This window comes from Paraburkholderia graminis C4D1M, from assembly GCF_000172415.1.
GTDB lineage: Bacteria > Pseudomonadota > Gammaproteobacteria > Burkholderiales > Burkholderiaceae > Paraburkholderia > Paraburkholderia graminis.
Genome location: NZ_ABLD01000001.1, coordinates 530,235 through 553,558, shown reverse-complemented (window position 1 = coordinate 553,558; position 23,324 = coordinate 530,235). Strand labels below are relative to the sequence as shown.

The 23,324-nt window shown below is 63.7% G+C and carries 22 protein-coding genes; 6 read left to right on the top strand and 16 right to left on the bottom strand.

Annotation, left to right across the window (positions count from 1 at the left end; genetic code table 11):
* Nucleotides 1–53: 53 nt before the first annotated feature.
* The 3 genes from BGRAMDRAFT_RS02445 to glgX form a co-directional block, all read right to left on the bottom strand.
* Entirely contained in the window at nucleotides 54–2,126 is a 2,073-nt protein-coding gene (locus tag BGRAMDRAFT_RS02445; protein WP_006047062.1) for an AI-2E family transporter, read from the bottom strand.
* Nucleotides 2,127–2,189: 63 nt separating this feature from the next.
* Nucleotides 2,190–2,369 carry a DUF2934 domain-containing protein gene (locus tag BGRAMDRAFT_RS02440; RefSeq protein ID WP_006047061.1) on the bottom strand — a complete coding sequence of 60 codons (180 nt, stop codon included), beginning with the start codon at nucleotides 2,367–2,369 and terminating at the stop codon, nucleotides 2,190–2,192.
* Nucleotides 2,370–2,476: 107 nt separating this feature from the next.
* Complete coding sequence (gene glgX, locus BGRAMDRAFT_RS02435) at nucleotides 2,477–4,693, bottom strand: glycogen debranching protein GlgX (RefSeq protein ID WP_006047060.1); 2,217 nt, start codon at nucleotides 4,691–4,693, stop codon at nucleotides 2,477–2,479.
* Between the two features lie 204 nt (nucleotides 4,694–4,897).
* On the opposite strand from glgX, the gene BGRAMDRAFT_RS02430 reads away from it, so the two are divergent.
* Nucleotides 4,898–5,317 carry a PRC-barrel domain-containing protein gene (locus tag BGRAMDRAFT_RS02430; protein ID WP_006047059.1) on the top strand — a complete coding sequence of 140 codons (420 nt, stop codon included), beginning with the start codon at nucleotides 4,898–4,900 and terminating at the stop codon, nucleotides 5,315–5,317.
* Between the two features lie 87 nt (nucleotides 5,318–5,404).
* Here the strand turns inward: BGRAMDRAFT_RS02430 and BGRAMDRAFT_RS02425 are convergent, their stop codons facing one another.
* The 7 genes from BGRAMDRAFT_RS02425 to BGRAMDRAFT_RS02395 all read right to left on the bottom strand — a co-directional run bounded on the left by BGRAMDRAFT_RS02425 (nucleotide 5,405) and on the right by BGRAMDRAFT_RS02395 (nucleotide 13,938).
* On the bottom strand, nucleotides 5,405–7,654 hold the full coding sequence (locus BGRAMDRAFT_RS02425; RefSeq protein ID WP_006047058.1) for a xanthine dehydrogenase family protein molybdopterin-binding subunit: 2,250 nt from the start codon (nucleotides 7,652–7,654) through the stop codon (nucleotides 5,405–5,407).
* A complete protein-coding gene (locus BGRAMDRAFT_RS02420) occupies nucleotides 7,651–8,655 on the bottom strand; it encodes an FAD binding domain-containing protein (protein ID WP_006047057.1) in 1,005 nt (334 codons plus the stop codon). Before BGRAMDRAFT_RS02420 ends, BGRAMDRAFT_RS02425 begins: the two co-directional genes overlap by 4 nt.
* Complete coding sequence (locus tag BGRAMDRAFT_RS02415; protein ID WP_006047056.1) at nucleotides 8,652–9,212, bottom strand: (2Fe-2S)-binding protein; 561 nt, start codon at nucleotides 9,210–9,212, stop codon at nucleotides 8,652–8,654. The genes BGRAMDRAFT_RS02420 and BGRAMDRAFT_RS02415 overlap by 4 nt, the downstream gene beginning before the upstream one ends.
* 180 nt (nucleotides 9,213–9,392) lie before the next feature.
* Nucleotides 9,393–10,259: an SDR family oxidoreductase gene (locus BGRAMDRAFT_RS02410; protein WP_006047055.1), complete on the bottom strand. Its 867-nt coding sequence runs from the start codon at nucleotides 10,257–10,259 to the stop codon at nucleotides 9,393–9,395.
* 255 nt (nucleotides 10,260–10,514) lie between these two features.
* The gene (locus BGRAMDRAFT_RS02405) at nucleotides 10,515–10,973 is read right to left on the bottom strand and encodes a response regulator (protein WP_006047054.1); all 459 of its coding nucleotides are present in this window, start codon (nucleotides 10,971–10,973) and stop codon (nucleotides 10,515–10,517) included.
* A 128-nt stretch (nucleotides 10,974–11,101) separates the two neighbouring features.
* Nucleotides 11,102–12,787, bottom strand: a complete 1,686-nt coding sequence (locus BGRAMDRAFT_RS02400) for an ATP-dependent DNA ligase (protein ID WP_006047053.1) — start codon at nucleotides 12,785–12,787, stop codon at nucleotides 11,102–11,104.
* On the bottom strand, nucleotides 12,784–13,938 hold the full coding sequence (locus BGRAMDRAFT_RS02395) for a ligase-associated DNA damage response exonuclease (protein WP_006047052.1): 1,155 nt from the start codon (nucleotides 13,936–13,938) through the stop codon (nucleotides 12,784–12,786). The genes BGRAMDRAFT_RS02400 and BGRAMDRAFT_RS02395 overlap by 4 nt, the downstream gene beginning before the upstream one ends.
* A gap of 135 nt (nucleotides 13,939–14,073) precedes the next feature.
* Here BGRAMDRAFT_RS02395 and BGRAMDRAFT_RS02390 point away from each other — a divergent pair, with 135 nt between their 5' ends.
* The 3 genes from BGRAMDRAFT_RS02390 (at nucleotide 14,074) to BGRAMDRAFT_RS02380 (ending at nucleotide 17,389) form a co-directional block, all read left to right on the top strand.
* On the top strand, nucleotides 14,074–14,976 hold the full coding sequence (locus BGRAMDRAFT_RS02390) for a YihY/virulence factor BrkB family protein (RefSeq protein ID WP_006047051.1): 903 nt from the start codon (nucleotides 14,074–14,076) through the stop codon (nucleotides 14,974–14,976).
* 156 nt (nucleotides 14,977–15,132) lie between these two features.
* The gene (gene zapE / locus BGRAMDRAFT_RS02385) at nucleotides 15,133–16,209 is read left to right on the top strand and encodes a cell division protein ZapE (protein WP_006047050.1); all 1,077 of its coding nucleotides are present in this window, start codon (nucleotides 15,133–15,135) and stop codon (nucleotides 16,207–16,209) included.
* Nucleotides 16,210–16,303: 94 nt separating this feature from the next.
* Nucleotides 16,304–17,389: a hypothetical protein gene (locus BGRAMDRAFT_RS02380; RefSeq protein ID WP_006047049.1), complete on the top strand. Its 1,086-nt coding sequence runs from the start codon at nucleotides 16,304–16,306 to the stop codon at nucleotides 17,387–17,389.
* Nucleotides 17,390–17,456: 67 nt separating this feature from the next.
* Here the strand turns inward: BGRAMDRAFT_RS02380 and tkt are convergent, their stop codons facing one another.
* The 4 genes from tkt to BGRAMDRAFT_RS02365 form a co-directional block, all read right to left on the bottom strand.
* A complete protein-coding gene (gene tkt, locus BGRAMDRAFT_RS02375) occupies nucleotides 17,457–19,541 on the bottom strand; it encodes a transketolase (protein ID WP_006047048.1) in 2,085 nt (694 codons plus the stop codon).
* A 241-nt stretch (nucleotides 19,542–19,782) separates the two neighbouring features.
* On the bottom strand, nucleotides 19,783–20,385 hold the full coding sequence (locus BGRAMDRAFT_RS02370; RefSeq protein ID WP_006047047.1) for a cupin domain-containing protein: 603 nt from the start codon (nucleotides 20,383–20,385) through the stop codon (nucleotides 19,783–19,785).
* A gap of 99 nt (nucleotides 20,386–20,484) precedes the next feature.
* Nucleotides 20,485–20,655, bottom strand: coding sequence for a hypothetical protein (locus BGRAMDRAFT_RS34855; RefSeq protein ID WP_006047046.1), 171 nt, complete (start codon nucleotides 20,653–20,655; stop codon nucleotides 20,485–20,487).
* A 26-nt stretch (nucleotides 20,656–20,681) separates the two neighbouring features.
* Entirely contained in the window at nucleotides 20,682–21,014 is a 333-nt protein-coding gene (locus BGRAMDRAFT_RS02365) for a hypothetical protein (RefSeq protein WP_006047045.1), read from the bottom strand.
* A 171-nt stretch (nucleotides 21,015–21,185) separates the two neighbouring features.
* On the opposite strand from BGRAMDRAFT_RS02365, the gene BGRAMDRAFT_RS02360 reads away from it, so the two are divergent.
* The gene (locus BGRAMDRAFT_RS02360) at nucleotides 21,186–21,422 is read left to right on the top strand and encodes a hypothetical protein (protein ID WP_006047044.1); all 237 of its coding nucleotides are present in this window, start codon (nucleotides 21,186–21,188) and stop codon (nucleotides 21,420–21,422) included.
* 20 nt (nucleotides 21,423–21,442) lie between these two features.
* Here the strand turns inward: BGRAMDRAFT_RS02360 and BGRAMDRAFT_RS02355 are convergent, their stop codons facing one another.
* Complete coding sequence (locus BGRAMDRAFT_RS02355) at nucleotides 21,443–21,688, bottom strand: DUF6723 family protein (RefSeq protein ID WP_006047043.1); 246 nt, start codon at nucleotides 21,686–21,688, stop codon at nucleotides 21,443–21,445.
* Nucleotides 21,689–21,880: 192 nt separating this feature from the next.
* Between BGRAMDRAFT_RS02355 and BGRAMDRAFT_RS02350 the strand changes: the two genes are divergently transcribed.
* Nucleotides 21,881–22,102 carry a hypothetical protein gene (locus BGRAMDRAFT_RS02350; RefSeq protein WP_006047042.1) on the top strand — a complete coding sequence of 74 codons (222 nt, stop codon included), beginning with the start codon at nucleotides 21,881–21,883 and terminating at the stop codon, nucleotides 22,100–22,102.
* Nucleotides 22,103–22,212: 110 nt separating this feature from the next.
* Here the strand turns inward: BGRAMDRAFT_RS02350 and BGRAMDRAFT_RS02345 are convergent, their stop codons facing one another.
* Nucleotides 22,213–23,319, bottom strand: coding sequence for a porin (locus BGRAMDRAFT_RS02345; protein ID WP_006047041.1), 1,107 nt, complete (start codon nucleotides 23,317–23,319; stop codon nucleotides 22,213–22,215).
* Between the last annotated feature and the right edge of the window lie 5 nt (nucleotides 23,320–23,324).

The following is a 23,324-nucleotide window of genomic DNA, read 5'->3' as shown; positions in this document are numbered from 1 at the left end:
GCCCGGACGCGCAAGCGCCGGGCGTTTTTTACATGCGCGGGTTGCGTCCGTTGTTATCCGTTAGCCACCGCTAGCGATTCATCGCGCGTCGTGCTGCCGCACAAATGGCAAGCGGCCAGCATCTCCTGCAACGAAGTCACGTAGCATTCGGCGCCCATCGCGTTTTGCAGATCGACGCTCCACTTCTGCAGATCTTCGGGCGTCCATAGTCCGACGATAATCGACACGTTCGGCAAGCGCGCGCGAATGCGCCGGACCATGTAGCGCAAGTGCGAGGGAATGCCGTCTATCTGCAGATAGAGAAGGCACACGATACCGACGTCGTCGGCGTCCATCCGGTCGATCGACGCACGCGATGCCGCTTCATGCGGCAATGCGCGCGCCGTGAAGCCGTGCTTGCCGAGCAACTGCAGCATGATCGTCGTCGCAAGCGGATCGAGCGGGCCGCGCCCGGGAATGCACAAGACGCGTTGATTCGCGGCGCGCGGCATTGTGTGCGCCTGCGGCAGTTCGGGCGCGCGTTGCAAGGCTTGCTCGCGCGTATCGTCTTCCGCGCTGTCGGCGGCGTTTTCGCGTGCTTCGTCGGCCGCGCCGCGTGCCTGGTTCGCGAACAGCATATGCGTTGCCGTCGAAGCAGGCGGCCCTTCACGCGACGGCGCGACCGGTCCGATCTCAGCACTTGCGTTTTCTGCTGCGTGCTGCGGCGGCTCGTCGGCATAACTGTCGAGGCCATCGACGAGATCGTTCGTCGTGGACTCGATGCGCGCAAGCTGCACCGCCGTGACGCTGCCGCGCACGACATCGTTCGCGGCCAGTTGCAAACCCTTGATCGCCACCTCGTCGTAGTAAGCCGATAACGAACGCTCGCGCAGCAGCGCTTCGGCTTGCGCAATCGCTTCGTCGGGATCGCCCGCAAGTGCGCGCTGATAAAAATTTTCGACCGGCGTGAGCGCGGGCTGATCGCCCAGCATCACGTCGAGAAATTCCAGGCGCCGGATATGGCGGCCGAGCACGAGCAGGCAAAGCGTCAACGGCGTCGACAGGATCAGGCCAATGGGCCCCCAGATCCAGCTCCAGAAGATTGCCGCGACGACCACCGAGAACGGCGAGAGCCCCGTGCTGCGTCCGTACAGCAACGGCTCGACTACCTGGCCCACCAGCAGTTCGACCGTCACGAAGAGCGCAATCGACCAGATCGCCATGTCCCAACCCGGACTCACCGCGGCGGCGAGCGCAGTGGCCAGCCCGCCGGCGATCCAGATGCCGACATACGGCACGAGCCGCAGCAAGGCCGCGAGGATGCCCCACAGAATCGGACTCGGCACGCCGATGAAAAAAAGCCCCGCGCCAATCGCAACGCCGAGGGCCGCATTCAATCCGAGCTGCGAAACGAAGTAGCGGCTCAAGCGCCGCGCGGCTTCGTCCATCACCATCGTCGTGCGGTGCAGATCGCGCGAACCGAACAGACGAATCGCGCGGTCGCGCAAGTCGTCGCGTTGCAGCAGGATCACCACCATCACGACGAATACGATGAACGCCGTCTCCAGCGGACTAATGGCCGGCGACAACACGCGGCGCGCGACTTCGAGCGGCGTGGGCACCGGCTCGCGCACTTCGACGGGCACGGCGGCAGGCGCGCGGCCATCGGAAGAAGACGCATCGTGGCGCGGCTCCGGTTGCGGCGGCTCGACGGTCGCGCGTTGCAACGCCTGGCCCGCGGCTTTCGCAAAACGGTCGAGCTTGCCCACCGTCAGCGTGTGCGCCGCTTCCATCTTGCGCTCGATCGTCGCCTGATAACGCGGCATGCCCGCGGCGAGGTCGCTCAACTGCATCGTGATGACCGCGCCCAGCACACCGATCACCGAGATCGACATCACGACGGCCGCAAACACCGACGCAACGTGGCCGAGCTTCAGTCGGCCCAACCATTTGACGAGCGGCGCGACGAGAAAGCTCAGCAGAATCGCGAGCGTCATCGGAATCAGCACGGCGCGCGCGAAGTACAGGCACGCGACGAAACCGGCGCCGACCGCGAGCGCGATCAGCGCATCGAGACCGAACGCGGCAGGCGGCGCATCGATGCGCGTGGGCGTCCCGCCGCGCGACGGTTCCGGAATGTCCTTCATTGCGCTACGTGCTTCTTGTTGCTTGTGATCGTGGTTGTGATTGTGGCGCTCCCTGTCATCACGCTATTTTTTCGGCTCTTCTGCAATCGGCCCGCTTTCCACTGGCGGCGCTTCCTTCTCGATCTCACTGCGGGCCTGTTCCCAGTACTCGTCAGGCGTGCCCTTCGGCTCCGGCGCATGCTCCCACAGGTAGTACGCGCGCGTGCGGATCTGGTCCTCCTGGGAGGTCTGCTCCTGTTCCATATGAGTCCCCTACGGTTTAGGTCTCGCGGATGCCGGCATGGCGAAGCCGCGCGCATCGTCGTGACGAACGCGCGTGGCCATCCACGCAGAGCAAGTGCTATTCCCGCTCAGCTAGCGGGCGGCGCTTCGCTTTCATCCGAGGTGAGTTGCTGTTCGAGTCTGTCGAACACGCGTTGCGTCGCGCGGCTCGGCGCTTCGAGTGCGAACAGCAGCAGCGAACGCGCGGTGACCTGATACTCGTCGCCGGCGCTGAACTGCGGCAAGTCTGGGCGCACCGGCATGTTGGTATCGAGCAGGCAGGTCCAGCGCTCGCCCTCGGGCACGTCGGGCAATTTAAAATTGACGACGTCATGGTGTGCATTGAGCACCAGCAGCAACGTCGCATCGGACGCGGGACGGCGAATGCCGCTCGCCTGCGCGCGGCCGTCGATCACGAGACCGAAGCAGCGCATCAGCGGATCAGCCCATTGCTCGGCGGTGAGATCGGTGCCGTCCGGCGCGAGCCAGCGCGCATCGGTCACGTCGAGCGCCTCGTTGTATTCGCCCGTCAGAAAGCGGCTGCGGCGCAGCACCGGCAAGCGGTGGCGAAGCGTCGTCAGATTCCTGACGAACTCGGTGAGCGCGCGGCCGTCGTCGTCGATACCTTCCCAGTCGACCCAACTGATTTCGTTGTCCTGGCAATACGCGTTGTTGTTGCCCTTCTGCGTGCGGCCGAACTCGTCGCCCGCGAGTATCATCGGCGTGCCTTGCGAGAGCAGCAGCGTGGCAAGCAGATTGCGCTTCTGACGCTCGCGTTGCTGGCGAATCTCGGGGTCGTCGGTTGGACCTTCGACGCCCATATTCCACGACTTGTTATCCGAGTGGCCGTCCTTGTTGTCCTCGCCGTTCGCCTCGTTGTGCTTGTCGTTGTACGAGACGAGATCGTTCAGCGTGAAGCCGTCGTGCGCGGCGATGAAGTTGACGCTCGCCCACGGGCGTCGGCCGCGATGATTGAACTTGTCGCCCGATCCGGTGAGGCGTGTCGCGAGATCGGCGACCATGCCCTCGTCGCCCTTCCAGTACGCGCGCACGGTGTCGCGAAAGCGGTCGTTCCATTCGGCCCAGCCCGGCGGAAAGCCGCCGACCTGATAGCCGCCGGGGCCGCAATCCCACGGCTCCGCAATGAGCCGCACGCTCGAGAGCACCGGGTCTTGCCGGCAACTGTCGAGAAAGCCGCCGCCTTCGTCGAAGCCGTGCGGCTCGCGGCCGAGAATCGTCGCCAGATCGAAACGAAAACCGTCGACCTTCATCTCCGTCACCCAGTAGCGCAGGCTGTCGGTCACCATCTGCAGCACGCGCGGATGCGAGAGATTGAGCGTATTGCCCGTGCCCGTATCGTTGATGTAATAGCGCGGCTCATCGGGCATCAGCCGATAGTACGACGCGTTGTCGATGCCCTTGAACGAGAGCGTCGGCCCGCGTTCGTTGCCTTCGGCGGTGTGGTTGTACACCACGTCGAGAATCACTTCGAGATTCGCGTTATGAAACGCGTCCACCATGCCCTTGAACTCGCTGACGGACTCGTTGTTCGACGCGAAGAAACGCGGATCGGCCGCGAAGAAGCCGATGGTGTTATAGCCCCAGTAGTTCGTGAGGCCCTTGTCGAGCAGATAGCTGTCGTTGACGAAGGTCTGGATCGGCATCAGTTCGACCGAGGTCACGCCGAGGCTCCTGATGTAGTCGATCACCGCCTTCTGCCCGAGTCCGGCGAAGGTGCCGCGCAGATTCTCCGGCACTTGCGGATGACGCTTCGTGAAGCCGCGCACGTGCGTTTCATAGAAGATCACGCGGTCCCACGGCAACGGATTGCGTTCGGGGTGAATCCACGAAAAGTTCGCGTCGACGACCTTGCACTTCGGCACGAAGGGCGCGCTGTCGCGCTCGTCGAACGACAGATCCGCGTCTTCCGAATCGAGCGTGTACCCGAAAATTTCCGGCGCCCATTTCAGTTCGCCGATATGCGCCTTCACGTACGGGTCGAGCAGCAGCTTGTTCGGATTGAAGCGATGACCCTTCTCCGGCTCATACGGACCATGCACGCGATAGCCGTACACGGCGCCCGGTTTCAGGTTCGGCACGAACACATGCCAGACCTCGTCGGTATATTCCGGCAATTCGATGCGCTCGATTTCATGCTGACCGGTTTCATCGAACAGACACAGTTCGACTTTCGTTGCGTGCGCCGAGAACAGTGCGAAGTTCACGCCGTTTCCGTTCCATGTCGCACCAAGCGGGAAAGGCGTGCCTTCCGCGATACGCGTCGAGTAATTGGCCGGGGATGACATAGGTTTTCCTGTGAGAAGCATGGGCGCGCACGCGCCTTTTTAGTGTAGGCGATACGGATGAGAGGCTCGCTCGTGTAGCAATCCGCGGGCCCGGACGTCGCGCGCCACGGGGCGGCGCGGCATGCAATTTGCGGTAACGCGTTTGAAAGCCGACTCGGCTCGACGCGCCGCGACCGGCGCGAGACATAACAAGGAGAAACCATCATGCGAAGCATGCAACCCAAGGCGCTGCTCGCGGCGGCGCTGCTCGTCAGCACGCTCGTGCCGCTAACGCCTTTTTCGCTCTACGGCAACGCGCATGCGCAAGGCGCGCCGCAGGCGATTACCGAAAAGCGCACGGACGTCGTGCAACTCGCGAGCGGCTATCGCGCGTCGAAGCTGACCGGCGCGGACGTGTTCAACAAGAACAAGGACACCATCGGCACGGTCGACGATCTGATCGTCTCGCCAGGCGGCGACCGCAGCACTTACGCGATTCTGTCCGTCGGAGGATTCCTCGGCATCGGCAAGCATCTCGTGGCCGTTCCGTTCAACGATCTGCAGATTACCAACCGTCGTGTGGTCTTGCCGGAGGCGACCAAGAAGTCGCTCGAAGCATTGCCGGAATTCAAGTACGCGGATTGATGCTGCATTTCGCGCGCCGCAAAGTGGCGAGAGCGCGGCGCGGCCAATGCACCGCGGCACCGCGCTACGCTCCTCGCCATCGCGAACTCACGCGAACAGTTTATCCAGCGTAATCGGCAAGTCGCGCACGCGCTTGCCCGTTGCATGCCAGATCGCGTTGCTCACCGCGGCCGCCACGCCGACCACGCCGATTTCACCCACGCCCTTCACGCCGAGCGGATTCACGATCGTGTCGTGCTCCTCGACAAAGAGCACCTCGATGTCGTGAATATCCGCGTTGACCGGCACGTGATACTCGGCAAGGTTATGGTTCATCTGACGGCCTATGTCATGATCGAACTGCCCTTCTTCATGCAGCGCCATGCTGATGCCCCACACCACGCCGCCCGCCACCTGGCTTGCCGCGGTCTTTGGATTGACGATGTGCCCCGCCGCAACCGCGCTCACCACGCGCGTTACGCGCACGGTGCCCAGCGCTTCGTCCACGCGCGCTTCGACGAAGATCGCCGAATGCGTGCCCATCGAATACGCCTGCTGCTTTTCGTGCGGCTTCACGGTGGCCTGTTCTTCGAGCTTGTCGAGGCCGGCGCGCTCGAGCAACGCGTCGATGTCGATCGCGTCGGCCGTGCCGTGACCGCACACGAGGCGCTTGCCCATGCGCCGTATGTCGTCGCGATCAATGCTTGCGAAGCGCCCGCCGCCATATTGCCGCGCCAGTTCGACGAGGCGATTGCGCAGCCGCTTGCACGCGGCATCGACCGCACTGCCTACCGACGATACCGTCCACGATCCGCCTTCTATCGGCGCCTTCGGCAGGCGCGTATCGCCGAGTTCGAACACGACGTCCTGCAGCGGCACGCCGAGGGCATCCGCTGCGATCTGCGTCATCGCGGTGTAGGTGCCGGTGCCGATGTCGGCGGTTGAACTGGAGACGGTCACGCGTCCATCGCGAGTGAGCACGGCGCGCGCCGACGCTTCGTTTTGCATCGCGTCCCACGCGCCCGTCGCCATGCCCCAGCCGATCAGTTCGGTGCCCTCGCGCCGCGCGCGTGGCGCGAGCGGCCGCTTGTCCCAGCCGAAACGCGCCGCGCCTTCGCGATAGCAGTCGCGCAGCGCCTTGCTCGAGAACGGCAGGTTCTTGTTCGCATCGCGTTCGGCGTAGTTGATGAGGCGCAGTTGCAGCGGGTCCATCCGCAATGCTTCCGCGAGTTCGTCCATCGCGACTTCGAGCGGGAAAAGACCTTGCGCCGCGCCCGGCGCGCGCATGTCGGCGGGCGTCGGCACATCGAGCCGCGCAACCTTGTAGCCAAGCGTCACGTTCTCGCATCGATAAAGCTGGCCGGCCCAGTTCACCACGACGTCGCAGTAATCCTCGTACTGCGAGGTCTCGGATACCGCCTCGTGAATCACCGCCTGCAAGCGGCCATCGGCAGAGGCGCCGAGCGCCACGCGCTGAATGGATTGCGGCCGATGCGCGAACGTGAACATCTGCTGGCGCGTCAGCGTCACACGCACCGGCCGCTTCAATTCGAGCGCGGCCATGACCGCAAGCGCAAGGTGATACTGCGGCCTCAAACCCGAGCCGAACGCGCCGCCGACGAACGGCGAGACGACCTGCAACTCATCGTCCTTCAAACCGAATACGGCCGTCAGATACGACTTCGTATTGACGACGCCCTGGGTCTTTTCATACACGGTCAAGTGCCCATGCTCGTCGGGCACCACCGTGCAACCATGCATTTCCATCGGATTGTGATATTCCGCGGGCGTGCTGTAGAACGCATCGACGCGCGCCGCGGCGTTCGCCAACGCGGCGTCGGCATCGCCGCGAGGTTCGGGCGGCGGATCGAAGCCGCCCTTCTCCGTGGATGGCGGCTCGGCGTTCATCAGCACTTCGCCCATCTCCGTTCGATGCGGCGCCGATTCATAACGCACGTCGACGAGCGAGGCCGCATGACGCGCGAGTTCGAGCGACTCAGCGACCACCAGCGCGACAGGCTGACCGCTGTACCACACGCGGTCGTCCCACAGCGGCCGGAGCGGGCTGCCGCCGGGCGCGACCATGTCCTTGTACGGCTTGTCCTCGCGCGGCAACTCCGGGCGATTCTGCCAGGTCAGCACATGCAGCACGCCAGGCAACGCGAGTGCCGCCGATGAGTCGATCGACACGATGGTTCCCGCCGCGATCGTGCTCGATACAACGAAGCCATACGTCAGTCCGTTGGCGCTGAAGTCGGCCGCATACTGCGCGGCGCCGGTCACTTTCAGCCGGCCGTCGACGCGCTTGTGCGGCACACCGCTCGCGCGCAACGCGGGCAAAGTCTCAATGCGGTTCATCGCGCGTGCTCCTCCAGTGAACGTTGCGCCGCCATCGCGAACGCACGCTCGATGGCGCGCGCCGTCAATTCGATCTTGAACGCGTTACCGCGGCGGCCGCGCGCATCGCGCAGCATGTCGGTCGCGAAGTTGCGCACGGTATCGGCATTCAGCGGCTTGCCGCGCAGCGATGCTTCGGCATCCGTATTACGCCACGGTTTGTGTGCAACGCCGCCGAGCGCGCAATGCGCATTGACGATGATGTCGCCGGCCAGCTCGAGCCCGAGTGCAACGGAGACCAGCGCGAACGCATACGAAGCCCTGTCGCGCACTTTCACGTAAGCGTGATGTTCCGCGAAGCCCTGCTTCGGCAACTCGACGGCGGTGATCAGCTCGTCGTCGCGCATGTTCGTGTCGATGTGCGGTGTGTCGCCGGGCAAGCGGTGGAAGTCCGCGAACGGCAGCACGCGCGAACCGTCCGGCCCCGACAGATGAACCGTTGCATCGAGCGCGGCCAATGCGACGCACATGTCCGACGGATGCACGGCGATGCAATGCTCGCTTGCGCCAAGAATCGCATGCATGCGATTCACGCCTTCCATTGCGGGACAGCCGGTGCCGGGCTCGCGTTTGTTGCAGCGCGTGCCCGCGTCGTAGAAATAGAGGCAGCGCGTGCGTTGCAGCAAGTTGCCGCCCACGCTCGCCACATTGCGAATCTGCGGCGACGCACCCGCGAGAATCGCCTTCGAGAGCAACGGGTAGCGCGCGCTTATCGTCGCGTCGTAGGCGGCCGCGCTGTTGGTCACGAGCGCGCCGATCTTGAGTCCGCCCGCGGCGGTCGGCTCGATTTGCCGAAGCGGCAAACGGTTGATGTCGATCACGAGCTGCGGATGCGCGACGTTCTCGCGCCACAGGTCCACGAGATTCGTGCCGCCTGCGATAAACGCAGCCGCCCGGTTCGCGCAATGCTGGTCGATGGCTTGCGGCACTTCGCTCGCGCGTGTGTAGGAGAAGCGGTTCATGGCCGCGCTCCTGCATCGCCGACTTCGGCTGCTTCCGCTGCTTCCTCCGGTTCTGACACATCGAGAATCGCGGCGACGATGTTGTTGTACGCGCCGCAGCGGCACAGGTTGCCGCTCATCAGTTCGCGTACCTCATCGGCGGTTTTCGCGTGGCCTTCCTCGAGCATCGCGGCGGCGGAGCAGATTTGCCCCGGCGTGCAGTAGCCGCACTGAAACGCATCGTGATCGATGAAAGCCTGTTGAAGGGGATGCAACTGCTCGCCGTTCGCGAGTCCTTCGATCGTGGTAATCGAAGCGCCGTCGTACACAACCGCGAGCGCAAGGCAGGTGTTGATGCGCTGCCCGTTCACAATCGCGGTGCACGCGCCGCATTGTCCGTGGTCGCAGCCCTTCTTGGTGCCGGTCAAATGGCAATGTTCGCGCAGCAGATCGAGCAGCGACGTCCAGGCTTCGACGCCGAATGCATGCTGTTTGCCGTTGATGTCGAAGCTCACCGGCACGCGCTCGACGTCGCTCGGCGCGACATCCAGCGGCGTATCCGCAGTGGGTGTATTCATGGGGAGGTTCTCCTGACGAGGGTGACGCACAGCGAGCGCTAGGAAGAACTAGTGGTGCGCGCAAACGCCGTGCCCGGCAGGAAGGCGCGTGTCGAAATATCGGGGACGTTCTCGCGCGAACCGCTGTCTGCACTAGCGCACAAACTGCGGTTCGCTTGCGTCGAGATTCAATCAATATGCCTAAATAATCGGCGAGCCGCCCGTGACTGCAATGGTTGCGCCCGAAATGTAGCTCGCTTCGTCGGAGGCGAGCATCACGTAAGCCGACGCGAGTTCGGCGGGTTGGCCTGGCCGCTTCATCGGCACTTGCTGGCCGAATTTTTCGACCTTCTCAGGCGGCATCGTCGATGGAATCAGTGGCGTCCAGATCGGCCCCGGCGCGACGCAATTCACGCGAATGCCCTTCTCCGCGAGCAGTTGCGCGAGCCCGCCGGTGAAGTTCTGAATCGCGCCCTTGGTCGTCGCGTACGCGAGCAGGCCGGGGTTCGGATGGTCCGCGTTGATCGACGTCGTGTTCACGATCGCGCCGCCCGGCTTCATGTGCTTGACCGCCGCGCGCGAGATCCTGAACATCGCGCCGATGTTGGTATCGAAGGTCTTGTCCCACTCGTCGTCCGTGATCGCGTCGAGCGACGGATACGTCATCTGGTACGCGGCGTTGTTCACGAGCACGTCGAGCCGGCCGAATGCCTGCACGGCCTTGTCGACGATCGCATTGCAATGCGCGCGATCGGTGATGTCGCCCGGCACCAGCACCGCCTTGCGGCCCGCTTCTTCGACCCAGCGCGCGGTTTCGCGCGCGTCGTCGTCTTCGTTCAGATACGCGATCAGCACGTCCGCGCCTTCGCGCGCGAACGCAATGGCGACCGCGCGGCCAATGCCGCTGTCGCCGCCCGTGATGATCGCCGCCTTGCCGGCGAGGCGGCCCGAGCCCTTATACGATTTCTCGCCGTGATCGGGCTGCGGCTGCATCGGCGCGGTGCGGCCCGGCGTTTGATCCTGCTGCTGTCCGTCGAACGGTGGCGCAGGACGTTCGTTGTCGCTCATACGATCCTCCAGAGTGCTGATGAACATGTGCGGCGTGCGAGACGCACGGCGTTGCAACAGGGTCAGCAACCGGCGGGCCTGCATACATGCGGTTTTTTACGGCGCATGCGTGCGGCGGTAGAAGATGTTGGGAAAAGATGAGGACAACGCGTGGATGAAGTGTGACGCTCGCGCCGCGATCTGCGCGAATAGAGGGAATCGGCAAGCATATGCAGCGAAACGGCAATCGCAGTTTTTTCAAAGGCCGCGCAGGCTTTACGGCGGCCCCGCCGCATGCAGCGCAGCAGCCGATTCGAGCACGCGCAAGAGCCGTTCCGGCGTCAACGGTTTCGCGCAATGCGCGTCGAAACCCACGGCGCGCGCGCGGGCGCGGTCGTCGCGCGAGGCGAACGCGGTGCACGCAACGAGCAGCATATGCGCCGTCGATGGATGCGCCCGCAAGCGCCGCGCAAGTTCGAGGCCGTCGATTCCCGGCATCTTGATGTCAAGCACAACCGCAAACGGTTGCCACTCCGACGCCATATCGCATACCGCGTGCGGGTCGTCCAGCGCGCGGCATTCGAATCCGTCCGCGTTCAGCAGCATCTGCAGCGCATCGGCTGCTTCACGATAGTCGTCCACCACCAGCACGCGACGGTGCGACGCCATCGCATACTGGATCGGCCGCCATACGACCACGTCTTCGCTGTCGTCGAATCGGTTATCGAGCGTCACCTTCTTCTCCTTGATCGTCGCGTGCGCCGCTATGCGGCACCCGGCGCACGGCCGCAAGATTCGCTCCCGCGCCGCGTTGTTGTTGCTTACATGGTGTGGCTTAGATGCTTGGTGAATGACTGCGGCGCTTATGCGGCCCGATCGTCGATGAAACCCTTGAGCATCGCGAGCGTATCGGCGTCGTCGATATGCTTGTCCGTGCGCCAGCGCAGCATGCGCGGGAAGCGCACCGCCACGCCGGATTTATGACGCGTACTCGCCTGTATGCCTTCAAAGCCGATTTCGAATACGAGTGTCGGCGTCACGCTACGCACCGGTCCGAACTTCTCGATCGTAGTCTTGCGCACGATTGCGTCAACCTGGCGCATTTCCTCATCGGTAAGACCCGAATACGCTTTGGCGAACGGCACGAGCGTGCGCACGCCATTGGCTTCGTCCCACACTGCGAACGTGAAGTCGGTGTACAGGCTCGCGCGTCGACCGTGTCCGCGCTGCGCGTAAACCAGTACGGCGTCCACCGCATACGGATCGATCTTCCATTTCCACCACGTACCCGAAGCCTTCGTGCGGCCCACGCCATACAACGACTCGCGCTCCTTCAGCATGAAGCCTTCGACGCCGCGCGCGCGGCTTTCTTCACGCAGTGCAGCCAACGTCTGCCAATCGGCTGCCGATACGAGCGGCGATACGCGCAGCAAATCGCGCGCAAGCGTGGTGTCGAGCGATGCCGCCAGCGCGTCGAGACGCGCACGCCGTTCGACGAGCGGCGTCATGCGCAAATCTTTGCCGTCCGCTTCGAGCAGATCGTAAGCGAGCAATGCAGCGGGCGAATCGGCGAGAATTTTTTTCGTCAGCGTCTTGCGCGCGATGCGCGGTTGCAAACGCGCGAACGGCAATGGCGCGATAGCGCCCGGCTCCCACGCAAGAATCTCGCCGTCTATCACGAAGCCGTCGGGCAAGGCCTCGCCCAACGCGGTGACTTCGGGAAAGCGATCGGTGATCAGGTCCTCGCCGCGCGACCACAACCACACGCGTCCCGCACGCTTGACGAGTTGCGCGCGTATGCCGTCCCACTTCCATTCGATCAGCCAGTGCGACGGATCGCCGAGCGTCTCGGGATCGGCCTGCAACGGATGCGCGAGAAAGAACGGATACGGCAGGCCGAGATCGCTGTCGTGCCGCTCTGTTGGATGCTGCGCATCGTCGCCGGCAAGTTCTGATGCCTCGGGCGCGATCAGCCGCAGATAGCGCGCGGCGTCCGGCTTCTGCCGCGAATCGGTCCATCCGACCATGCGTTGCGCGATCCGCTTATGGTCGACACCGGCCACTTCCGCGAGCGCTCGCACGACGAGTTGCCGCGCGACCCCGACACGAAAGCCGCCGCCGATCAGCTTCGTGAGCAAGAAGCGACCGCTCCAGTCGAGTTCGTCCCAATAGCTGAAAAGACGCGTGCGCAATTCGTCCGGCGGAAGACCGCGCAAGATCAGCACGCGCTGCTCGATCCATTGTGTGAGGCCGAGTTCGGAGCTGCGTTGCGCGGGCGGCAGAATATGCGCGATGGTCTCCGCCAGATCGCCCACTGCGTGATACGACTCTTCGAAAAGCCATGCGGGCAAGCCGGCGCGTTCGCGCGCGAACTCGGTCAGCAGGCGCGTGGGCACCGATTGCCGCGGCTTGCCGCCCGCCAGAAAATACGATGCCCACGCGGCATCTTCAGGCTCGGCCACGGAGAAATAACTCGTGAGCGCTTCGAGCTTGTCATGCGTGGAAGTGGTCGCGTCGAGCGCGGTGTAAAGAGCGGCGAAGCGCTTCATGAACGGCTCGCGGTATCGTTGGCGTCGAATGCGGGCGCGCGGGCTTCGTCGCCCGGTGCATGTGTCACCGCGTCTTGCGTGACGGTTTCGACGCTGCCCAACGCATCGGCTTCGACCGTGTCGTCGCCGTATTGCGTCGCGAAGGCTCCCGCTTCGAGCCCTTGCTCGCGCAGCCAGCGCACCATCGGTTCAACCGATCCATGCGTGACGATGACGCGCTGTGCGCCGCTCGCGTGAATCGCCGTTTGCAGCGCGGGCCAATCCGCATGATCGGAGAGCACGAAGCCGCGGTCGACGCCGCGCCTGCGGCGCGCGCCGCGCAGGCGCATCCAGCCCGACGCGAAAGCGTCGCTATAGTCGCCGAAGCGTTTGAGCCACGCGCTGCCTTGCGCCGACGGCGGCGCGACGATCAGCGCCTGTTTGAACGTGGCCTTCTCTTTCGGCGGAATTTCGCTGACGAGCCGTACCGGCGGCAAGCGCACGCCGGCCTCGCGATACGCGCGGTTGAGCGGCTCGACCGCGCCATGACAGAAGATCGGCCCGATGCCCGCGTCGACGCTCGCCAGCACGCGCTGCGCCTTGCCGAACGAATAGCAGAACAACACGGACGCGCGCCCCTGGGCCGCGTTGTGACGCCACCATGAATCGATTCCGTCGAACACGGTTTGCGGCGTGTCCCATCGGTAGATCGGCAGACCGAAGGTGGATTCGGTGATGAATGTATCGCAACGCACGGGCTCGAATGCATCGCAGGTCGGGTCGGGGTCCAGCTTGTAGTCGCCCGATGCGACCCACACGCGGCCACCGTATTCGATGCGCAATTGCGCGGAACCGAGCACATGTCCCGCCGGATGCAGCGAGACAGTGACGCCGTTGATGTCGAGCCGCTCGCCATACGCGAGCGTTTGCAGCGAGATGTCGGGCAGACGCGAGAGCAGCACGTTCGCGCCCGCACGCGATGCGAGATAGTGCCGATGCCCGAAGCGCGCATGATCCGAGTGCGCATGCGTGATCACGGCGCGCTCGACGGGCTGCCACGGATCGATATAAAAATCGCCCGGCGGACAATACAAACCCTCGGGCCGTGCGATGACGAGGTCCCCGGGGCCGGCATTGTCCGCTGCGATATTCGAGGTGGGTTCGGATGCCATGTCGCCCGTATCAAGCAAAGGTTATTCCCGGGTGGACTGTCATAAGCATGGCGGCTTTCTTGCTTATGTTTGCGATCAGGCGTGTCGGAATGCGCCGCTCATCGGCGGCACGAAACGCGCTTGTTGCGAGGACCCATGCACTTCATCATCGATCGACGCACGCTGTACGTCGCGAAACATCCGGGCCGGTTTACGCTCGACGCGCTCAAAGCATTTCGCGCGAACCAGGGACTGCTGCTCGCCGGCGCGGTCGCGTATTACGCGCTGCTTTCCATCGTGCCGCTGATGATACTCATCGTCATCGCACTGTCGCGCATCGTGCCGCAACACGTTTTGTTGTCCGCGCTGGGGCATCTTCTGCAGTGGCTCGTGCCCGGCCAGTCGAAGGCGCTCGTGCATGAACTCGCCAATTTCCTCGCTCATCGCGCGGTGGTCGGCTGGGTGCTGTTCGTCACGATGCTGTTCTTCAGTTCGCTTGCGTTCACCGTGCTCGAGAATGCGATGTCGCTTATCTTCGTGCATCGCGTGGTCATACGGCGGCGACATTTTTTGCTCTCGGCGCTGCTGCCGTATTGCTACATCCTGTTCCTCGGCGTCGGCGCGCTGATCGTCACCGTTGTGTCGAGTGGACTCGAAGCGGTCGGCGCCGCCGGCATCGATCTGTTCGGCACCTATGTTTCGCTGCAAGGTGCGTCGCGCGTGCTGCTGTATCTGCTGGGTCTCGCCGGTGAGATTTTTGTGCTGACGTCGATTTATATGGTGATGCCGGTAGGACGGCCGTCGCTGAAACACGCGCTGTTCGGCGGTATTGTCGCGGCCGTGTTGTGGGAGATCACGCGGCATGTGCTGGTGTGGTACTTCGCGACGCTTTCGCAAGTCAGCGTGGTGTACGGCTCGCTCACGATGGCGATCGTGATTCTGTTCAGCCTCGAATGGCTCGCGACGCTGCTGCTGTTCGGTGCACAGGTGATCGCGCAATACGAGCGCTTCGGCCTCGAGCCGCAAGACGCGCCGAAGCAGCCGATTAAAACCGGCTGAGTGTGTTCCTGATGCACGGCGCGGCGCAGCGCGACCAAAACGCTGCGGTAACATTACGCGCATTCGCCGCATCCATTCCGGCACGCTTACGGGATTCGATCATGAGCGCCGTTCAGCGCCACAAGATAAACCCCTGTCGATCCAGCAGCGCACCCTATGCTCGATGAAGCGCTGATCGAAAACAGTCTCGCCGCGCGCGGCATCGTTGCCGATGCGAGGCAACGCGAGGCCATGGCGGCGCTCGCCGAATTACTCCGCCCGGCTGCGCGCGATTTTCACTCACGATACCAGGGCGTGTATTGCCACGGACTGCCTGGACGCGGCAAAAGCCTCGTGGTCGATACCGTGTTCGAACTCGCGGATTGCCGCAAGCGGCGTCTGCATTTTCACGAGTTTCTGCGCGAGATGAACCGGCGCCTCGTGAACGAACCGCGTGGCGACGACCGGCTCGGCTCCGTGTCGAAGCAATGGCTTGATGGCATCGAGCTGTTGTGCTTCGACGAATTCCATGTGCACGACATTGCCGACGCGTTTCTAATGGGCCGCTTTCTCGACACGGCCATCGCGCTCGGCACGCGCATCATGCTGACGTCGAACTACGCGCCGGAGCATCTATTGTCCGACCCGGAGTTTCACGAGCGTTTCTTGCCGACCATCGGGCAGATCAGGCAGCACTTTCGCGTGATTCATTTCGACGGCGCGCGCGATTATCGTTTCGGCGGTCAGGCGCATCCGTCGCCGCGTTTCTTTTCTCCGCTCGATGCCGCGACCGGCGACGCGCTGCGCGATGTTTTTCTGCGCTACGAAAGCAGCGGCGCACTCGACGCGACGAAGCTCAGCGCAGCAGGCCGCCCGCTGATTGCGCGGGCGGTCGGCGCGGCTCTTCTATGGGCCGACTTCGAAGCGCTTTGCGTGGCGAGCCGTTCACATCTCGACTACCTCGATCTCGCCGAGCGCTGGCGTGGGCTCATCGTCGACAACGTGCGTACCGAATGGCTCACGAAAGCGCATACGCTGCAGCGGCTCGTATGGCTCGTCGACATTCTTTACGACCGCAAGCGCGCGCTGTTCATTGCATCGGATCAACCGATTCATGCCGCGTTGGGCGGCCTCGAAGGCGCGCATGATCTGTCGAGAACGCTGAGCCGGCTCGCGGAAATGCAATCGCGCGGCTATCGGAATGCGCTCGACGATGCGATGGACCGGCCAGCGCAAACAGCGGACGAACGCTGAGCCAGCACGCTTAAAAACCCGCATACGATCGATACGGGAATGCACCGTGCTACCGCCGTTGAAGTTTCATTCTTCAGCGGATAAACACTCCGAGATGATCAAAGCCGTTTCGGTAACAGCCGCACTGTGCGCGGCGTGCCTTTCTTCCGCCTGCGTGCATATTGGCCCCGCGCGCCTGAAGGCCGATCAGGTCGACTATGCCCGCGCACTCGGCGATGCAAAAAAGCGCGAGATTCTCGCGGCCGTGGTCGGCTTGCGCTATGGCGACGCGCCCGCGTTTCTCACGGTCAGCAGCATCATCGCGGCCTATACGTTCGATGCCGGCGGCGGCGCGACCGCAAACGTGGGCTCGGGCAGTCAGCCGAACTATGCGCTTGCCACCGGCAGCGTGTCGTACTCGAATCACCCTACTTTCACGTTCACACCGACCACCGGCGAAGCCTTCGCCTCCGCTTATATCCGGCCGCTCGCGCCGGCGCTCGTGCTGCCGCTCGCCGAAGGCGGCGTTCCGATCGATCTGCTGTTGCGCATTACCGCACAATCGGTGGGCGGCTTGCAGAACGGTAACGCGCTCGGCGGTGAAAACAGCGCCGGCGCGCCGGGCTTTTTCGAATTGCTGCGCGCGTTGCGGCGTCTGCAACTCGCGGGCGAGTTGAATGTGGAATCGCGCAACACGGGCGACAAGAACGAGCCGATGCGCGTCTTTCTCGTGATGGGCGCAACCACCAGCGGCGACTCGCCGCAAATCACCGCCGACGTCGCGCGTGTGCGCAAGCTGCTGCATCTTTCGTCGAATACGCGCAGCTACGAAATCGTTTACGGACCGTCGTCGGCATGGCGGAAGGCCGACAAGATTCCGATGGTGACACGTTCGGTGCTCGGCATCCTGACCGATCTCGGCGCGCAGGCACAGGTGCCCGCCGAGCGCATCAGCGACGGTTCGACGAAGCCGACCGTGGGTCTGATCGGCGGCGAGACGAGGCCGACCATCGTCATTCATTCGGGCAAGACCGCGCCCGAGAATGCCTACGTGATGATCCCGTATGGCGCGTCGTCGTATTGGGTGGACCGCAACGACTTCGACTCGAAATACGCGTTCACGGTCGTGCAGAATCTGATGGCGCTCGCCGAAGCCGATACCAGCAGCAAGGCGCCCGTCGTAACGATTCCTGCGAATTGAGTTGACGATAAAAAAACCGGCGGTTTTTACGCCGCCGGCTTGTACTAGCGCATTGCCTGCGCGTTCATCACTCCTGGCTGCGCTTGCTCTGCACTCTTTCAATCTGCTGCTTCGCCGCTTCATAAACATGCTCGGGCGTGAAGCCGAACTTCTTCTTCAGATCCGCAAGCGGCGCAGAAGCGCCGAACGTGTGCATCACGACTTGCGCGCCAAGCCTGCCGACGTAGCGGTCCCAACCGAGCGTCGCGGCCTGCTCGACTGCGACTCGCGCGTCGATGTCCGGCGGCAAGACCTCATCCTGATACGCCTCGTCCTGCCGCTCGAACAGATCCCATGAAGGCATCGACACCACGCGCGCCGCAATGCCCTCGGCCTTCAGCTTCTCGTAGGCGTCGACGCAGAGCGAAAGCTCGCTGCCGGTGGCCATCAGAATGACTTGCGGCTTCTGTCCGTCGGGTGCATCGGCGAGCACATAGGCGCCCTTCTTCACGCCCTCGGCGGATGCATAGCGGCTGCGGTCCAAAGTAGGCAGCGCTTGCCGCGATACGACGATGCACGCCGGACGGCGCTTTTGCGTCAGCGCGACGCGCCATGCTTCGGCCACTTCGTTTGCATCGCCCGGACGCAGCACGGTCAGGCCGGGCACGCCACGCAGCGAGGCGAGTTGCTCGATCGGCTGATGCGTCGGGCCATCTTCGCCGACGCCGATCGAATCGTGCGTGAAGACATAAATCGCCTCGACTTCCATGATCGCCGACAGGCGAATCGGCGGCTTCATGTAGTCGCTGAAAATCAGGAACGTCGAGCCGAACGGCCGCAGGTTCGACAACGCCAGACCGTTGACCACCGCGCCCATCCCATGTTCGCGAATGCCGAAATGCAGATTGCGGCCGCCGTAGTTGTCATGCTCGAAACTGCCCGCGCCCTCGAATTTCAGATTCGTTTTCGTGGATGGCGCGAGGTCGGCCGCGCCGCCGATCATCCACGGCACGCGCGCGGCAATCGCGTTCAGCACCTTGCCCGACGATTCGCGCGTGGCTATGCCTTTCGGGTCCGCGTCGAAGGTCGGAATGTCGTTGTCCCAACCCACCGGCAATTCATGCGCTTCGATCAACGCGAATTCGCGCGAGAGCTCGGGATACTGCTTGCCATAGGCGTCGTATTTCGCCTGCCATTCCTCGCGCGCCGCCTTGCCGCGCGCGCCGATGCCTGCGGCGAAACGTTCATGCACACCGTCGGGCACATAGAAGAATTTGTCTTCGGGCCAGCCGTAAAACTTCTTGGTGAGCGCGACTTCCTGCACGCCGAGCGCCTCGCCGTGCGCGGACGCGGTGTCCTGCTTGTTCGGCGCGCCCCAGCCGATGATGCTGTTGACCACGATCAGCGTCGGCCTGTCGGTAATACTTTTTGCTTCGACGAACGCGGCTTCGAGCGCGGCGGCGTCGTTCGCATCGTTCACATGCAGCGTGTGCCAGTTATAGCCGCGAAAACGGCTCTCCACGTCGTCGCTGTACGCGAGATCGGTGTGCCCTTCGATCGTCACGCGATTGCTGTCGTAGATCCAGATCAGGTTCGAGAGCTTCAGGTGGCCGGCGAGCGACGCCGCTTCGTGCGAGATGCCTTCCATCATGTCGCCGTCGCCGCACAGCGCGTAGACGCGGTAATCGAAGAGCGGCGCGTCGGGCTTGTTGAAGCGGTTCTCGTACCAGCGCGCGGCCATCGCCATGCCGACGCTGTTGCCGAGACCCTGGCCGAGCGGACCCGTGGTGGTCTCGACGCCCGTCGTCATCCGGTACTCGGGGTGGCCCGGCGTCTTGCTGTCGATCTGACGAAAACGTTCGATGTCCTCGAGCGACACCGCGGGACCGCCGGTCGGTTTGCCTTCTTCGTCGACGGCCTTCACGTTCGCGAGATGCAGCAGCGAATACAGCAGCATCGACGCATGCCCGACCGACAGCACGAAGCGGTCGCGGTTCGGCCACAGCGGCTCGTCCGGGTCGTAGCGCAAATGGTTCTGCCACAGATGATAGGCAACCGGCGCGAGCGCCATCGGCGTGCCTGGGTGGCCGGAATTGGCTTTCTGCACAGCGTCCATCGACAGCGTGCGAATCGTGTTGATGCACAGCTGATCGAGGGCGGGATCGTTTTGCATGGGACACTCCTTGTTCGGCCGTTGGGAGATTGCCCGCGCGCGCTGCCGCGACGTCGCAGGGGAGCGGTGTTCACACGCAACGCATGAACATCGCCCAGGCGTTGACGATGATGCGCCGATGCGCGCAAATGTGCACGCGGCGTGACATCGCGGGGCGTTTACGGGGGGCTTGCACACGCGCTTGCGGATTCGGACATCAGCCGCACTTCGCGCACCGCTGATATCCGGTGCACTGAACGCACTAGCGGCATTCAGCCGCGCCAAGCCAGTGCTCGCAAAGCGGGCCGTGCTTGCCGTCGACGGGGTCCATCGGCGGAAACGGCAATGCGTGCATCGCCGCCAGTTCCTGCGGCGTGAGCGCGTCGCGGCGAATGTCCCACTGCTGGCCCGCCGGATAGCCGGCCACGACACGAAAGTGTCCCTCGAACGATTGCAGGCAATGGCCGGTGCCGGCGGGCAGCAGCAAGGCGTCGCCGGCAGAAATGCTCACCACTTTCCCGCCCGGTCCGCCGACGATCACTTCGGCCGAACCCTCGCTGACGCCGAGCACTTCGTGCGCGGTCGAGTGGAAATGATGGTAGTCGAAGATGCCGTCGCGCCACTGCGGCGGCCACTGGTTGCGCCCGAACAGCACTTCGAACGCGGCGGCAAGATCGCCGATGGCCGGATCGACCGCTTGCCGGTAAATCACGACCGGCAGCTTGCGGTTATTCGGCACCCAGTCGTGCGGTTCGAGCATGAAGGCTTCGTACTCGGTTTGCGCGGCATCGAACGCGTGTATCGAGTCTTGGTGCGAACCTTCGGGCGAGTTTATGTGCGAACTTTCGTGCGGGTTTCGGTCCATACATGGCTCCTGTGCGTAGCGTGGCCGGTCCGGCAATCGCATGCCGGACACGGACGATCTTGCACTGCCGCATAAAGCGCGCCCGCTCGCGCGGAACGCTCAACCGCCGCCGATGCCTTGCAGCACTTTCCCCGTGCCGCCGCACACCGTGCATTGCTTTCCTTCGACCTTGCCGGTGCCGTGACACGCGCGGCAGATGTCTTCGCCGACGCCGGGCGCGTCGGGGGGCGCTTCATCGCCGGGATTCAGGGGTTCGTTGTCCTGTTGCATGTGTCTCTCCGTTCGGTTTGACGCGATCAGTTCTTGTGCGACGCGCGCCCGCCGCCGCCCGCGGGCTCGCCGTGCGTGCCGGTGCCGAGCGGCACCTCGGCGGTTTGCTCGGGGTGCTCGTTCGAGCGCGGGGGATTCGTTTGCCGATCGACGCCCGTCTGCACGACCGGTTCGATGCCGAGCGGACTCGGCTCGACGTATTGCTCGCCGCTCGGCTTGTTGCGCTCTTTGACTTCCGGCGCGAGGTCGGCAGTGGCGGAATCGTCGCGGCGTGCGTCGAGTTGCGGGTCACGTTGTGAATCGGCTTGCGGATCGCGTTGCGGATCAGGTTGCGTGTCTTGCTGCGTGTTGGGCTGCATGGCGCTCTCCATTTTTATCGGCTACTCCGCTATGTCAGCAACATACGGACCCCATCACGCGAAGCCCGCGTTCTCTCGACACACCGCACGCATGGGCGCGCGGGTTGGGCACGGCCATTGCATCGAAACTTGCTGAAGCTTCGGATTCATCTTTGTAAAAAGGAGCGCCTCATGACAGTCACCACCATTCGCGTGTCCGATACGGAAGTGCAAGTCGAACGAACGCTTTACACGTTCTCGCAAAAGAGCGACGCCGATGCGTTCGCGCAATGCGTAATAAACGATTCCATCGACGTTTGTTATCGCAGCCATCCGCCGCTGTCGGCGCGTCCCGTGGTCCCGGACGAACATCCCGACGATCCGAACCGCGGCAGCACGATCTCGCCTTCGTTAGGCGGAATGCCTTGACGAGTGCGAGCGCGCTGTCGTCACTTTTCCGGCGAGGCCCGGTCGGCAGCGACGATCTGCTTGCCGTACTCGATTGCGGCGCGGCGCGCCTGGTCCGCCGTCTCGTAGGGCCCGATCTCGGGAGCGCCGTCGAACGGAAAAAGAATCCTCCTGTCCGCTTTGCGGACAACCTTCAGTCCACCTACGTAACGGCCGTCGCCTGTTCCGTGATAGCTGGCGAAAATCTCGAACTCGCCGTCGGCGACGTCGGCCTTGTGTCGCGCCATGTGTATTTCCTTGTCCCTGTACCCGCTGCTCGGGGAGCAGCCCACGCTGTGCCGCGTCATGCTCCGCGCATGCCGCGTGACGGAACGGAGCAACGTCCGTTCCACGCGCGAAAGCCGCTACGCAAAAGGCGATGGAGGAATCAGAGAGGCATGCGCATTGCGCGCAAAACACGAACGATGACGGAGGTCACGATGATCCTGAGGGACACGCACGACGCAGCGAGTTTTGTCATGCACACGCCGACGCCGCCCGAGATAGACCCGGAAGCGCCGCCGCCGCCGAACATCGATCCCGATCCGCCGCCCGCGCCGGACGACGATCCAGGCGGCCCGCCGCCGGGCGCACCCGAAGGCGATCCGCCCGCGGCGCCACCGCCGCTGCATGCGCTGCGGCCTCGCGTGCGGCGGGCTTGAATTCGCTTCGCGGTTCGTGTGTTTTGTGTATTTCGCGTGGACGCGCGGACGCACAGCGCAACGTAAAAGCGGCGCGCTAAAAATAGCGCGCCGCTAACCCACATAGCAAATCAGAACTGATGCAGCATGCCGACGTAAGCGCCGGTCTGCGATTCGCCGACGAGCGGGTTCGTGTTGTTCGCCGCATCGCGCGGCGAAGCCTGCAGCGAAAAGTTCGAGTTGCCGCTGTTGCGCACATAGCCCACGGTGCCGTAGACGAACGTGCGCTTCGACAGGTTATAGGTGGTGCCGAGCACGTACATCATCGCGTGGCCGGACGGATCGTGCGCGGCATCTCCGGTGCCGTCGCCGACCTTCACGTAGTAGCCGCCCGCGGTCACCGCCCAGCGCGGCTGGAAGTTGTAGGTCGCGCCGAGCCAGTAATGGTCGGCGGTGTCGGCCACGCCTGCGGGCGAATCGGGCGCCGAGTAATGCGTATAGGCGCCCTGAATCTTCACCGCGTCGAAATGCACGTTCGCGCCGACAAAGTACTCGCGCGAACTCTGGAAGATATTCGAGAACCGGCCATTGCTGTCGCGCAGTTCGTCGTAGATGCCGCGTACGTCGAAGAGCTGCGAATGATAGGTCAGCATGATGCCGTCCGAGCGGCCGAACTCGCCGCTCGCGCCGCTGTTGAAAGCGCCCGGCTGATTGCCGAATGCGTACTGCGCCTGCACGTCGAAGCCCCAGAAGTTCGGGCTGTGATATTCGACGTTATTGCTGGTTTGCTGCCAGTTGCGTCCGCGCACGAGCGACGCCGACGAAAACGCCTGCTGCACGAAGGGATCGAATTCCCACACGCCGTCGCTGTCGATGAAAAGATTGCGGCCCGCTTGCAGCGTGCCCCACGTCTGGCTGCTCAGGCCCGCGAATGCGCGCCGCGACCACAGGCGTCCGCCGCTCGTGGTGCCGTCCATCACCTGCAGACCGGTCTCGAGATTGAAGATCGCCTTGAGTCCGCCGCCCAGTTCCTCGCTGCCCTTCAGGCCGAGCATGCTGGTGCCCCAGTCGCCGCCTTCGCCGCGCCAACGGCTCGAATTTCCGCCCGCGCCGTTGTCGATGTGATTCATGTATTCGATGCCCGCGTCGAGACGGCCATATAGCGTGACGCTCGTTTGACCATATGCAAGCGGGCTTGCGACCGCGAGTGCGGCCACCAGTTTTGTGTGTAATCTCATTGTCT